Origin of the sequence: Streptomyces asoensis, assembly GCF_016860545.1 — a bacterium.
Classification (GTDB): domain Bacteria; phylum Actinomycetota; class Actinomycetes; order Streptomycetales; family Streptomycetaceae; genus Streptomyces; species Streptomyces asoensis.
The window spans coordinates 653,341-665,940 of record NZ_BNEB01000003.1 but is presented as its reverse complement, the minus strand read 5'-3'; the positions used below and the strand labels follow the sequence as shown (position 1 = coordinate 665,940).

General features: G+C 73.4%; 10 protein-coding genes and 1 tRNA gene. 4 read left to right on the top strand and 7 right to left on the bottom strand.

The annotated features are described in order from the left end of the window. Positions 1-134: 134 nt before the first annotated feature. The 5 genes from pth to Saso_RS15630 form a co-directional block, all read right to left on the bottom strand. Complete coding sequence (pth, locus tag Saso_RS15650; protein WP_189920755.1) at positions 135-737, bottom strand: aminoacyl-tRNA hydrolase; 603 nt, start codon at positions 735-737, stop codon at positions 135-137. 127 nt (positions 738-864) lie between these two features. Further along, complete coding sequence (locus Saso_RS15645) at positions 865-1,449, bottom strand: 50S ribosomal protein L25/general stress protein Ctc (protein WP_189920753.1); 585 nt, start codon at positions 1,447-1,449, stop codon at positions 865-867. A gap of 187 nt (positions 1,450-1,636) precedes the next feature. After that, a complete protein-coding gene (locus Saso_RS15640) occupies positions 1,637-2,611 on the bottom strand; it encodes a ribose-phosphate diphosphokinase (protein WP_189920751.1) in 975 nt (324 codons plus the stop codon). A 134-nt stretch (positions 2,612-2,745) separates the two neighbouring features. Continuing rightward, the gene (glmU, locus tag Saso_RS15635; RefSeq protein ID WP_189920749.1) at positions 2,746-4,194 is read right to left on the bottom strand and encodes a bifunctional UDP-N-acetylglucosamine diphosphorylase/glucosamine-1-phosphate N-acetyltransferase GlmU; all 1,449 of its coding nucleotides are present in this window, start codon (positions 4,192-4,194) and stop codon (positions 2,746-2,748) included. A 115-nt stretch (positions 4,195-4,309) separates the two neighbouring features. After that, a tRNA-Gln gene (locus Saso_RS15630) sits at positions 4,310-4,381 on the bottom strand. Between the two features lie 248 nt (positions 4,382-4,629). On the opposite strand from Saso_RS15630, the gene Saso_RS15625 reads away from it, so the two are divergent. After that, on the top strand, positions 4,630-5,910 hold the full coding sequence (locus Saso_RS15625) for a sensor histidine kinase (RefSeq protein ID WP_189920747.1): 1,281 nt from the start codon (positions 4,630-4,632) through the stop codon (positions 5,908-5,910). Between the two features lie 111 nt (positions 5,911-6,021). Here Saso_RS15625 and Saso_RS15620 read toward each other — a convergent pair whose 3' ends face one another. Together Saso_RS15620 and Saso_RS15615 are read right to left on the bottom strand one after the other, a co-directional pair. After that, entirely contained in the window at positions 6,022-6,516 is a 495-nt protein-coding gene (locus Saso_RS15620; protein WP_189920745.1) for an SUKH-3 domain-containing protein, read from the bottom strand. 96 nt (positions 6,517-6,612) lie between these two features. Beyond that, on the bottom strand, positions 6,613-7,200 hold the full coding sequence (locus Saso_RS15615; RefSeq protein WP_189920743.1) for a YwqJ-related putative deaminase: 588 nt from the start codon (positions 7,198-7,200) through the stop codon (positions 6,613-6,615). A gap of 307 nt (positions 7,201-7,507) precedes the next feature. Here Saso_RS15615 and Saso_RS15610 point away from each other — a divergent pair, with 307 nt between their 5' ends. From Saso_RS15610 to Saso_RS15600, 3 genes are all read left to right on the top strand, one after another. Beyond that, positions 7,508-8,506: an SMI1/KNR4 family protein gene (locus Saso_RS15610; RefSeq protein ID WP_189920741.1), complete on the top strand. Its 999-nt coding sequence runs from the start codon at positions 7,508-7,510 to the stop codon at positions 8,504-8,506. An 8-nt stretch (positions 8,507-8,514) separates the two neighbouring features. Continuing rightward, positions 8,515-11,397 (top strand): SUKH-4 family immunity protein, encoded by a 2,883-nt coding sequence (locus Saso_RS15605; RefSeq protein ID WP_189921402.1) that lies wholly within the window; start codon positions 8,515-8,517, stop codon positions 11,395-11,397. 255 nt (positions 11,398-11,652) lie between these two features. Further along, positions 11,653-12,537, top strand: coding sequence for a cellulose-binding protein (locus Saso_RS15600; RefSeq protein WP_189920739.1), 885 nt, complete (start codon positions 11,653-11,655; stop codon positions 12,535-12,537). Positions 12,538-12,600: the final 63 nt, after the last annotated feature.

The window sequence follows — 12,600 nt, the reverse complement described above, 5'->3', positions numbered from 1 at the left end:
CCGCCCGCGGCCCGGCCCTTGGCCGAACCCTTGCGGGAGTGCGCCCGATGGCGAGGGGACGAAGCGGCGGTGGCAGGCATGGCCGGGATCATTGGCCATGCCTGAACGGCCCGTCAACCTCTCCGGGCGACAAGTCAGGAGTTGTACGTGCTCTGGGCCCGCTCCAGGCCCTCCAGCACCAGTGCCTCCACCGCGTCCGCCGCACGGTCCACGAAGTAGTCCAGTTCCTTGCGCTCGGCCGAGGAGAAGTCCTTCAGCACGAAGTCCGCCACCTGCATGCGCCCCGGCGGCCGCCCGATCCCGAACCGCACCCGGTGGTACTCCGCGCCCATCGCCTTGGTCATCGACTTCAGGCCGTTGTGCCCGTTGTCCCCGCCGCCGAGCTTGAGCCGCAGCACGCCGTAGTCGATGTCCAGCTCGTCATGGACCGCCACGATGTTCGCCACCGGGACCTTGTAGAAGTCCCGCAGCGCGTTCACCGGACCGCCCGACACGTTCATGAACGACATCGGCTTCACCAGCACCACCCGCCGGCTCCCCGGACCCGGCGGACCCAGCCGGCCCTCCACCACCTGGGCCTGCGCCTTCCCCGCCCGCTTGAACCGGCCCCCGATCCGCTCGGCCAGCAGATCCGCCACCATGAAACCGACGTTGTGCCGGTTCATGGCGTACTCCGGACCGGGATTGCCCAGGCCCGCGATCAGCCAGGGGGCACCGGCATCGGTCGTCACGTCCATGTCTCCTCGACTCCACGCAGCGGCTGCACACACGAAAAGGCGCCCCCCGGGCCGCACCCGCGGGGGCTACACGCAGGCCGCCGCTCCCCGGGGGAAGCGGCGGCCGACGGGATGAGAATCCGGAGGATCAGGCCTCGGTGGCCTCGGCCTCGGCCTCGGCCGGGGCCTCCTCCGCCTGGGCGGCCAGGACCTGGAGGACGACCGCGTCCTCGTCGATCGCCAGCGTCGTGCCCTTGGGGAGCGGGATGTCCTTCGCGAGGATGGAGGCGCCGGCCTCCAGGCCCTCGATGGAGACCGTGACCGACTCGGGGATGTGCGTGGCCTCGGCCTCGACGGTCAGCGTGCTCAGGACGTGCTCGAGCAGGTAGGCACCCGGGGCCAGGTCGCCCTCGGTGTGGACGAAGACCTCGACGTTGACCTTCTCGCCGCGCTTGACGAGCAGCAGGTCGACGTGGTCCAGGAAGCCCTTGATCGCGTCGCGCTGCACGGCCTTCGGGATGGCCAGCTGCGTCTTGCCGTCGATCTCCAGGCTCAGCAGGACGTTCGGGGTGCGCAGCGCGAGCTGGAGCTCGTGGCCCGGCAGCGTGATGTGCACGGGGTCGACACCGTGGCCGTAGACCACGGCGGGAACCTTGCTGTCACGGCGGATACGGCGGGCGGCGCCCTTGCCGAACTCGGTGCGGGTCTCGGCTGCGAGCTTGACCTCGGCCATGTTCACTCCTCGTAGAAAAGGGGGGAAGGTGGTCACCCGGCCAAACCGTCGGCCTGCTACGAAGAGCGCGTCGATAACGGACCGCCGTACACACGCGGAACACACGTGTACGGCCTCCCTCGCCGAGCAACTGGGACAGTTTACGCAGCGGGAAGGCCGTACACGAAATCGATCTAGACGGGGACCGTCACTGCTCGTCGAAGAGGCTCGTCACCGAGCCGTCCTCGAACACCTCGCGGACCGCGTTGGCGATCGTCGGCGCGATGGACAGCACCGTGATCTTGTCGACCTCCAGCTCGCCCGGGGTCGGCAGGGTGTTGGTGAAGATGAACTCGCTCACCTTCGAGTTCTTCAGGCGGTCGGCCGCCGGACCCGACAGCACACCGTGCGTCGCCGTCACGATCACGTCCTCCGCGCCGTGCGCGAACAGCGCGTCCGCGGCGGCGCAGATCGTGCCACCGGTGTCGATCATGTCGTCGACCAGCACACAGACCCGGCCCTTGACCTCGCCCACGACCTCGTGGACCGTCACCTGGTTCGCCACGTCCTTGTCGCGCCGCTTGTGCACGATCGCCAGCGGCGCGCCCAGCCGGTCGCACCACCGGTCCGCGACCCGGACCCGGCCCGCGTCCGGCGACACGACGGTCAGCTTCTCGCGGTCCACCTTGCTGCCGACGTAGTCGGCGAGCAGCGGCAGCGCGAAGAGGTGGTCCACCGGGCCGTCGAAGAAGCCCTGGATCTGGTCCGTGTGCAGATCCACGGTCAGGATGCGGTCCGCACCCGCCGTCTTCATCATGTCCGCGATCAGACGGGCCGAGATGGGCTCACGCCCGCGGTGCTTCTTGTCCTGACGGGCGTAGCCGTAGAACGGCACGATCACCGTGATCGAACGGGCCGACGCGCGCTTCAGCGCGTCGATCATGATCAGCTGTTCCATGATCCATTTGTTGATCGGAGCCGTGTGGCTCTGGATCAGGAAGCAGTCCGCGCCACGCGCCGACTCCTGGTAGCGCACATAGATCTCACCGTTGGCGAAATCGAAGGCCTTGGTCGGAACGACCCCGACCCCCAGCTGGTGGGCGACCTCCTCGGCAAGCTCGGGGTGGGCGCGGCCGGAGAAGAACATCATCTTCTTCTCGCCGGTCGTCTTGATCCCGGTCACAGCACTGTCTCCTCAGAGGTGTCTCAGCTGGATGTCGAGATACCTCGCCGCTGGGCGCGACGGGGCCGTCTCAGCTGGTGGGGTGCGGGTGTGCACTTATCACGGTACGCCGTGTTCGACGCGCCCGTTTCCGGTCAGCTTTCGCTTTCGGCCTGGCGGGAGGCCGTCTCGGCCGCCTTCGCCGCGGCGCTGCCCGGACGCTTACGGGCCACCCAGCCCTCGATATTGCGCTGCTGACCACGGGCCACGGCCAGCGAACCGGGCGGCACATCCTTGGTGATCACGGACCCGGCGGCGGTGTACGCGCCGTCCCCGACCGTGACAGGAGCCACAAACATGTTGTCCGAACCCGTCTTGCAGTGCGAGCCGACGGTGGTGTGGTGCTTGCTCTCCCCGTCGTAGTTCACGAAGACGCTGGCCGCACCGATGTTGCTGTAATCACCGATCGTCGCGTCCCCGACGTAGGACAGGTGGGGGACCTTCGTGCCCTCGCCGATGGAGGCGTTCTTCGTCTCCACGTACGTGCCGATCTTGCCCTTCGCCCCCAGCCGCGTGCCCGGCCGCAGATAGGCGTACGGCCCCACCGACGCGTCCGGGCCGAGGTCGGCGCCGTCGGACACCGTGTTGTTCACCCGGGCCCCCGCACCCACCCTCGTGTCCTTCAGCCGGCTGTTCGGACCCACCTCGGCGCCCTCGCCGAGGTGCGTGGCGCCCAGCAGCTGCGTACCGGGGTGCACGACGGCGTCCTGCTCGAAGGTGACGGTGACGTCGACCCAGGTCGTCGCCGGGTCGATCACGGTCACCCCCGACAGCATCGCCGCGGTCAGCAGCCGGTCGTTGAGGATCCGGCGCGCCTCGCTCAGCTGCACACGGTTGTTGATCCCGGCGATCTCGCGGTGGTCGGCGGCCACGGAAGCCCCGACCCGGTGACCGGCCTCCCGCAGGATCCCCAGCACGTCGGTCAGGTACTCCTCGCCCTGGCTGTTGTCCGTGCGGACCTTCTTCAGCGCGTCGGCCAGCAGCTGCCCGTCGAACGCGAACACCCCGGAGTTGATCTCCCGGATCGCCAGCACGGCCTCGGAGGCGTCCTTGTGCTCGACGATCGCGGTCACGGCGCCCGAGGCGTCGTCGCGCACGATGCGTCCGTAGCCCGTCGCGTCCGGCACCTGTGCCGTCAGCACGGTGACGGCGTTGCCGTCCGCGTGGTGGGTGGCCGCCAGCGCCGCGAGGGTCGCGCCCGTCAGCAGCGGGGTGTCACCGCAGACGACGACCACCGTGCCGTCGACGCCGCCGCCGAGCTGCTCCAGGCCCATCCGGACCGCGTGCCCGGTGCCGTTCTGCTCCTCCTGCACGGCGGTGCGCACGGCCGGGTCGATCCCGCTCAGGTGCGCGGTGACCTTCTCGCGCGCGTGCCCCACGACGACGACCAGGTTCTCGGGGTCCAACTCACGGGAGGCGGCGAGCACATGGCCCACGAGAGAGCGGCCGCTGATCTCGTGCAGGACCTTCGGTATGGCCGACTTCATACGGGTGCCCTCACCCGCTGCGAGAACGACGACGGCTGCCGGGCGATTGGCGCTCACGGAAGATGCCCTTCGGCTGTGGAGTGGGGTGGGACATCCGAAGGATACCGGGGCGTTTCCGGGGGGACATGAGAGCGGGCCCTGACAGTGCTGTCAGAGCCCGGTTCTGGTAAAGCTCCCCCGCCAGGACTCGAACCCGGACAGATGGCACCAAAAGCCACAGTGCTGCCAATTACACCACGGGGGAATGAAATCGACCGGACCGGACATTCGGCCGGGCCGTCGAGTGGCGCCCCCCACTATGCCGTACCACCGACCCTCGATGCGACGGTGTAGGTCGGCTTGCGCACTGAATGTGCCGCGGGCATACCGTGCGTGCGGAACGATCGATTCCGGCATCGAACGGTCCTGGATCGCCTGTTCGAGCGATATCGGTGGGATTCGGCCGCAGAAAGTCGCCGGAAAAGCCGGGTGCCGCGCCCGTAGGCTGGAGCCATGACCACGACGGGGGAAGAGGACACCGCGGCCCGGGGAGGGCCGCTGTGGTGGGCCAGACGGCGGAGCGCGGCGTTCGACTGGAGCCTCGGGCTCGTGTCCGCCGTGGAGTGCGCGGTGGAGGGCGTCCCGTTCGCGCGGGACGCGGGGATCCCGCCCGCGGCCGGGGTGGTGTTCGGGCTGCTGGCCGGTTCGGTGCTGGTGGTCCGGCGCAAGTGGCCCATCGCCGTGGTGCTGGTGTCGATCGCGATCACGCCCGCCCAGATGGGCTACCTGATGGGCATCGTGGGGCTGTACACGCTGGCCGCTTCGGAGCTGCCCCGGCGGATCATCGCCTCGCTCGCCGGGATGCAGCTGGTGGGCACGCTGATCGTGACGTTCGTGCGGGTACGCCAGAGCATGGACCAGGGCCGGCTGACCATCGGCGACTGGTTCATCCCGTTCGCCGCCATCACGACCTCGCTGGGACTCACGGCGCCGCCCCTGCTGCTGGGGATGTACGTCGGCGCGCGGCGGCGGCTCATGGAGAGCCTGCGGGAGCGGGCCGACAGCCTCGAGCGGGAGTTGCAGTTGCTCGCGGAGCGGGCGGAGGAGCGCGCGCAGTGGGCGCGGGGCGAGGAGCGCACCCGGATCGCGCGGGAGATGCACGACGTGGTGGCGCACCGGGTGAGTCTGATGGTGGTGCACGCGGCGGCGTTGCAGGCGATCGCGCGCAAGGATCCGGAGAAGGCGGTGCGCAACGCCGCTCTGGTGGGCGACATGGGCCGGCAGGCGTTGACCGAGCTGCGGGAGATGCTCGGGGTGCTGCGCAGCGGCGGGGCGGGGGAGCGGGCGGCCTCGGTGCCGTTGGTGGCGGTGGCCGCCGCCGTGGTGGTGGAGGAGGGGGAGGGGCCGTGTCTGTCGGAGCTGGAGGAGCTGGTCGGGCAGTCGGCGGCCGCGGGGATGGTGGTGGAGCTGTGGGTGGAGGGTGAGGTGCGCTCGTACGCGCCGGAGGTGGAGCAGACGGCGTACCGGGTGGTCCAGGAGGCGTTGACGAACGTCCACAAGCACGCGGTCGGCGCGAAGGCGCATGTGCGGTTGGCGCACCGGGCGGGGGAGATCGCGATGCAGGTGGAGAACGGGGCGCCGCCGGAGATGGGGTCGGTGTCGGCGGGGCTGCCGTCGGGGGGCAACGGCCTGGTGGGGATGAAGGAGCGGGTGGTGGCGCTGGGCGGGGTGTTCGTGTCCGGGCCGACGGAGGCGGGCGGTTTCCGGGTGTCGGCGGTGATTCCGGCGTCGTAGGCCCAGGGCTCCCGGGCCGGGGCTCGCTGCCGGCGCGGGCGGGTGCGCGGGCCCGGACGTGGGAGCGGGCGCGGGCGTGTGGGGGGTGCCCGGCGCGGGGTGGCCGGTCGGTCAGCCTGCGGTGAGGCGTACGGGTTCGATGCCGCCGGTGAGTGCGCCGAGGGCTTGGTCGATGTCGGGGCCGAGGTACCAGTCGCCGGTGTGGTCGAGGGCGTAGACGCGGCCGATGGCGTCGATGGCGAGGAGCCCCTGGGTGTCGGTCTCGGTGCCGAGGGGGGCGACGTCGGTGTCCAGGGCGCGGCCGAGGTCGGCGAGGGTGCGGGCGAGGTGGAGGCCGTGCAGGGGGTCGAGGTGGAGGGTGGGGGGCGCGACCTGGCGGCCGGGTCCCGCGGGGGTGATCGTGAGACCGCCGAACTCGGCCCAGGCTTCGACGGCCGCGGGGAAGACCGCGTGGCGGTGGCCGGCGGGCGAGGTGTGGTCGCGCAGGGTGTCGGCCCAGATCTCGGCCTGTTTGATGTCCCACCGTCCGGGCTGCCAGCCGGCGGCGCGCAGGGCGGCGTCCACGGGGACGGGGAAACGGGTGGTGGAGGTGCGGTCGGGGTGCATCGGCCCTTCGTTCGTCGAGCTGGTGGTGCGGGGCCCGGTGGGGCCGTCGTGCCGTTCTGTGCGGGGGCGGACGGGGGGACTGGGGTGGTCGTGGGTTCAGCTGCCGTCGGCCGAGGGGTCGACGATCCGGACGCCGAAGTGGTCGCTGAGGGCGGTGCACGCGCGGCAGGGGGTGGCGAAGCTGCCGTGCAGGGGGTCACCGTCCTCGCGGATGCGGCGGGTGGTGAGCTTGGCCTGTCTGAGGGTCTTGCGGGCTTCGCCGTTGGTCATGGGGCGGCGGGCGGCGCGTCTGCTGCGGGCGGCGTCCGCGGCGGTCAGATGGCGGGAGATGAGCAGCGCCTCGGCGCAGCGGCCGGTGAAGCGGTCGCGCTGGGCGCTGGTGAGGGTGTCGAGGAAGTCCTGGACGAGCGGGTGCAGGGCGGGGGCCCGGTCGCCGCGCGCGGCGGTGCTGGTGAGGGTGGCGCCGCGGACGGAGAGGGCGGCGGCGACGGTGGGCAGTATGCCGTCGCGGCGGTGGCGCAGGACGGGGGTGCCGGGGCCCTCGGTGGCGGACCAGCCGATGCGGGGATCGCCGGACGGGCCGGTGCGCGGGCCGTCGTCGGGCCCGGTGCCGTGGGCCGCCGTGTCGCGGGTGTGCAGGTCGTCCGGCCTGCCGGTGTGCGGCCCCGTCTGTGTCGCGTTCATGATCGTCTTCCCCTCCCGTGCATCCCCCCGGACGTCACAGAGTGCCAAATGGCGTGGCCGGTGGGGAAGCTGGGGCGGTGCGACACGCCCGGGTCCGGGCCGGTCGTGACGGCGGGGTGACGGCTGGTCACGGAAGCGGAGGGCCGGTGACCGCCGTCGTCGTACCGCATAGGCTGTCGGCACCGTCGGCGCGCGGTTGACGCGCGTTGGAGATTGTTGGAGACAGTCGATACGGGGCGTGGTGGGCGGGTCCGGAAACGGAACCGGCCGCCGCGGGCCGTACAGAGTGCCGCAGGGGGCAACCGCCATGACGACAGGTCGGCTCGGGCAACAGGCCGCGCCGCCGAACGCGGCCTACGCGGGGCAGGTCGTGCATTTCCCGGACCCGGTCCGGGCGGCACGGCACCCGAGGGGTGTGCGGATGGACGAGCGGGGCTACCCGGATTTCTCGCCGTACGCGCGAGCGGCGGCGGAGATCGCGGATCCGCCGGAGGGCTTCGGCGTGGACGAGCTGCGGCTGACGGACTACGTCTCGGCGAACGCGGCCCTGGCGGCCTCGGGGCACACGCTGTGGGACACGGTGCCGAGCGTGGCGACGCCGCACGGCTGGACGTGGCACCACGTGGTGGGGTCGCGGCGGCTGGAGCTGGTCCCGGTCGAGGTGAAGGCGCTGCTGCGGCACCACGGCGGGGTGTCGTCGGCGGTGGTGGACCAGGCGAAGCGGGGGACGCGGCCGTTGCAGGAGACGCGTCCGGCGCACTTCGGTCTGCCGAAGTCGGGTGTGGCGGTGACGGAGCAGCAGGTCCAGGGCGTCGAGGAGGACCTCGGCTACCGGCTGCCCGGGGCGTACCGGTCGTTCGTGAAGGCGGCGGGCGGGTGCGCTCCGGTGGGCACGGCGCTGGACGCGGAGCTCGGGCTGCTGGTGGACCAGCCGTTCTTCACGGTCCGCGACGAGGCCGCGGTGAACGACCTGGTGTACGTGAACAAGTGTCTGCGCGACCACCTGACGAAGGACTATCTGGGTGTCGGGTTCGTGCAGGGCGGCCTGCTGGCCGTGAAGGTGCGGGGCGAGCGGGCCGGTTCGGTCTGGTTCTGCGCCTACGACGACGTGCGGGACGTGGATCCGGCGTGGTCGCCCGCCGAGCGCATGGAGCGGCTGCTGCTGCCGTGCGGTGAGGACTTCGACGCCTTCCTGTCGCGGCTGGCGGGCAGCCCGCCGGAGTTGGAGACGGTGGCGAATCTGATGGTGGACGGCGGGTTCGCGCGTGCGGTGCCGGTGGACGCGGCGTCTTCGGTGGGGGAGTGAGCTGGACGATGGTGACGTTCGCGCAGGCGCAGGAGCGCGCCGAAGAGTGGATCAACGGGGACGTTCCGGCGTACCAGCACCGTGAGGTGCGGGTACGGGAGTTCGGACTCGGGTTCGTGGTGTGGGCCGAGGACCGGGCCGAGGGCCCGCGTTCGGACGGCGGCGCGCAGCGGCTGGTGATCGCCCGGGACAGCGGGGAGGCCACGCTGTGGCCGGCGGTGCCGGTGGGGGAGGTCGTCCGCCGGTACGAGGAGGAGTACGGCCGTCCGGACGCTCCCGCGGACGCGGTGCCGGCGCCCGCGGCCCGGGTGGACCTGAACCAGACGTCGTTCCTGCTGTCGCCGCCGGAGTGGTTGCAGGAGGCGGCGGACAAGCTGGGCATCGCGGACCGGGCCGAGGGCGAGCGGGCGGATGCCGGGGCCTCCCCGGACGCCGCTCGGGCCTCCGGTGCGGACACGGGTCCGGGCTCCGGCGCGGATTCCCGCGCGGATTCCGGTGCGAACTCCGTACGGGACTCCGGTCCGGTGCCGGGTCCCGCGGCGGGGCCGTCGTCCGGCGCGCCCGGTTCCGGCGGTGGTGTGCCCGCCGGTGGTGACCCCTCGCTTCCGCGGACCCAGGGCGGCGTGCCGGGGAGCGGGCTGCCCGAGACCCAGGCCGGGGTGCCGGGGGGTGCGGGTGCCGGCTCGGCGCCGGGGGCCGGGGGACCGGCCGGTCCCGCCGCGCCCGCCGCTCCGGTCGGTGCGACACCGTGGGCGGGTACGGACACCAACGCCGACGCCGGTGACGACCGTTCCGTTCCGCTGCCCGCCACCGTGTCCGCGCCGCCGTTGAGCGGCTCCGACGACGAGGCGGTGCCGCCGGTCTCCGCGCCGGACGCCAAGACGGCGCTGATCTCGGGCGGCAGCCGGCTCCCTCCGACGGCGGTCTCGCCGGCGCTGGGTGCTCCGGGACAGGGCGGCTCGGGACCGGGCGGTGCGGGCGCCGGGAACACCCCGGCTCCGTCGTCCTCCGGCCCGGCGGCCGCGTCGTACGGCTATCCGCAGACGCCGGGTGCGCCCGGCGGACCGGGGACACCGCCTCCCGTCGGCGGGTCCCACGGTCATCCGCAGGGCGTGGACGTCCCGCCGCCCCCGGCCGGTCCGGGCACTCCCCTGCGGCCGCTGGCGGCGAACGCCGGTGACATCGCCGACGCCGCGACCAGCAAGGCGGCGCCCCCGCCGCGCCGCAACCGGGGCGCGGGGTCGCAGCCGCCGCCTCCGCCGGGCGCGCCGGGAACCCCGGGCGCCCGCCCGGGCGACACGCCCGCGCCGCCGCCTCCGGGACCGGGTGCGCCCGGCGCCCCGGGGGGCGCCTACGTGCCCACGCAACTCGTGTCGTCCCTGGGTCCCGACGGCATCGGCGCTCCGGTGGCACCGGGTACGGCAGGCGCGCCGCAGCCGCCGGGACCGCCCGGCGCACCCGGCGCTCCCGCCGGCCCGAACGCGCCCGGGGGCACGCCTCCCGGTGGCGTCCACCATGCCGCGACGATGCTCGCCGACCCCGGTCGCATGGGTCCGGGCGCGCCGCAGCCTCCGGGCGGCCCCGGTGCGCCCGGTGCTCCTGGTGCGCAGCCGGTTCCGGGTGCCCCCGGCGCGGGTTCCCCGGGCTTCCCGGGTGCTCCCGGTGGGCAGGGCGCCGTCCACCACGCGCAGACCATGCTGGCCGGGCCCGGCGCGGGCGGTCCCGGCGCGCCCCCGCCCCCGCAGGCTCCGGGCGCTCCGGGTGCCGGTTTCCCGGGTGGTCCCGGTGGCCCCGGCTTCCCGGGCGCCCCCGGTCCGGCTCCCGCCGCCCCCGGTGCTCCGCGTCCGCCGGCCCCGCCGCAGGGCGGGCCGGTGCCGGGGCAGCCGCCCGCGTACGGGTATCCCCAGCAGCAGGGGCTGCCCACCGTGGGTCCGGGCTACCAGGCGGTGCTGCGCTACCGCGCGCAGGACGGCTCGGAGCAGCAGCTGATCCGGCGTTCGGCGCCGGGGACGCCGCACCCGGAGTGGCAGATCTTCCACGAGCTGCGGGCGATGAACGTGCCCCCGGACCAGGTGCTGGAGCTGCACACGGAGCTGGAGTCGTGCGAGCTGCCGGGCGCCTACTGCGCGCGGATGATCCGCGAGCAGTGGCCGCAGGCGCGGATCACGAGCATCGCGCCGTACGGCACGGACCACGCGAGCCGGCAGCAGGGCATGCAGCAACTGCTCGCCCATCAGGGCGAGTTGCATCAGGTGGCGGACGGTCCGGCGCGTCCGGCGCCCGTCCGTGCGCCGCTGCCGCCCGTGCAGGCGGTGCCGCCGGTCCCGCCGGAGGCGATCGGCCAGGAGCTGGCGGGGGTGTTCGGGCCCTCGGTGTTCCGCTTCGAGCAGGCCGCGGTGTCCCGCCAGGGCGTGCCGCCGGTCGTCGCGCACACGCTGGTGGTCGCGGGTCTCCCGGCGGACCTCGGGCCGTTCTTCTGGGCGCAGGCCCAGCCGGGCAGGCCGGTGCCGACGCTGGCGGAGATGGCGGCCGAACGCGGCGTGCAGCCGGCGTCCGACGCGGGCTCGTATCTCGTCATGGGCACCGACTTCGGCAAGGCGATCTGTGTGCAGTACGGGACGGCGAACATCGTCGCCGTGCCGGTGGAGGCGGGTCCGGGCGGTGCGCCCGTACCGCCGCAGTTCGTGAACACCGGGCTGCCGGAGTTCGCGCGCTGCCTGGCGCTGCTGGGGCGGATGTGGCGGCTGCGGTTCGGCCTGAACCAGGAGCAGGCGGGCCGCTGGACCGTCGACTTCCAGGCGCAGCTGGCCTCGCTCGACCCGGCGGCGCTGGGTTCGCCCGAGAGCTGGTGGTCGGTCCTGCTGGAGCAGATGTGGGACGGGCTGCTGTGAGACGCGGCCGCCGTGTCCCGCGGCGGCGGCAGCGGCGGCGGGTCGCCGACGCGTGAGGGCCGGGCCCGATCGGATGATCGGGCCCGGCCCCTTTTCTGTCCGGTCCGGCCCCTTCGGGCTCGCGCCGGGACCTCTTGTGTCCGGGTTCGGCCGTGACCATGGGCGGAGTGTCGCGTTATGAACACTTGGTCCCGATACATCAAGATGTGCGCGGCATCATCGTGTCGTGTCCGTCGGGTGGCGAGGGGTTCCAGGATGAGCAGCGCATCGGTGTCACCGCCGGGGTTCGTGACCGTTCGCGGCCGCGGATACCGGCCGGAACAGGTCGAGGCCCACACCGCCGCGCTCTGCGCCGACCGGGACGCCGCCTGGGAGCGGGCCGCCCGGCTCACGGTGCTCGCCCGGGAGATGGAGGCCGAGGCCGGGCACCTGCGCGAGGTGGTGACACGGCTCGCGCCGCAGACGTACGAGGCCCTGGGGGAGCGCGCACGACGTCTGCTCCAGCTCGCTCTGGAGGAGGCGGCGGACGTCCGCGACCGCGCGCGGGGCGAGGCGCGGGAGCACGTCGCGCAGGCCGAGGAGCGCGCCCTGGAGGTGCGCCGGGCGGCACAGGAGGAGGCGGACGAGCGGCGTGCGGAGGCCGAGGAGCGCGCCCGTCTGTGGCTGCTGGCCGCGCGCGCCGAGGCCGACGAACTGCGCGTCGGCACCCGGCGCGACGTCAAGGAGTACCGCGGCGAGGCGCTGGCCGCCCTGCGCGAGGTGCGCCAGCGCACCGCGGGCATGCTCGCCGAGCAGGAGAAGGAGCACGCCGAGCGGTGGGCCGCGGCGGAGCGCGAGGCGGCCGGGCGGGCGGAGGCGCTCGACGCGCGGCACGAGCGGTCGGTGGCCCGCGCGCAGACGGCACTGTCCGAGGCCGAGCGGGCGTTGGCGGAGGCCGGGGAGTCGGCCCGGCTGCTCCAGGAGGAGGCACACGCGCGTGCGGCCGAACTCCTCGCCGAGGCACGCGCGCGTGAGGAGCGCACCGCGCGCGAGACCGAGCGGCTGCTGCGGGAGCACGGCGAACGGCGGGACGACGTGCAGGCGCACATGGACCACGTCCGCAACAGCCTGAGCGCCCTCACCGGCCGCGCGGTCGACTGAACCGCGCGCGCCTCCGCTCACTACACCCCGCTCACTTCACCCCGCTCACTTCGCTCACCGCAC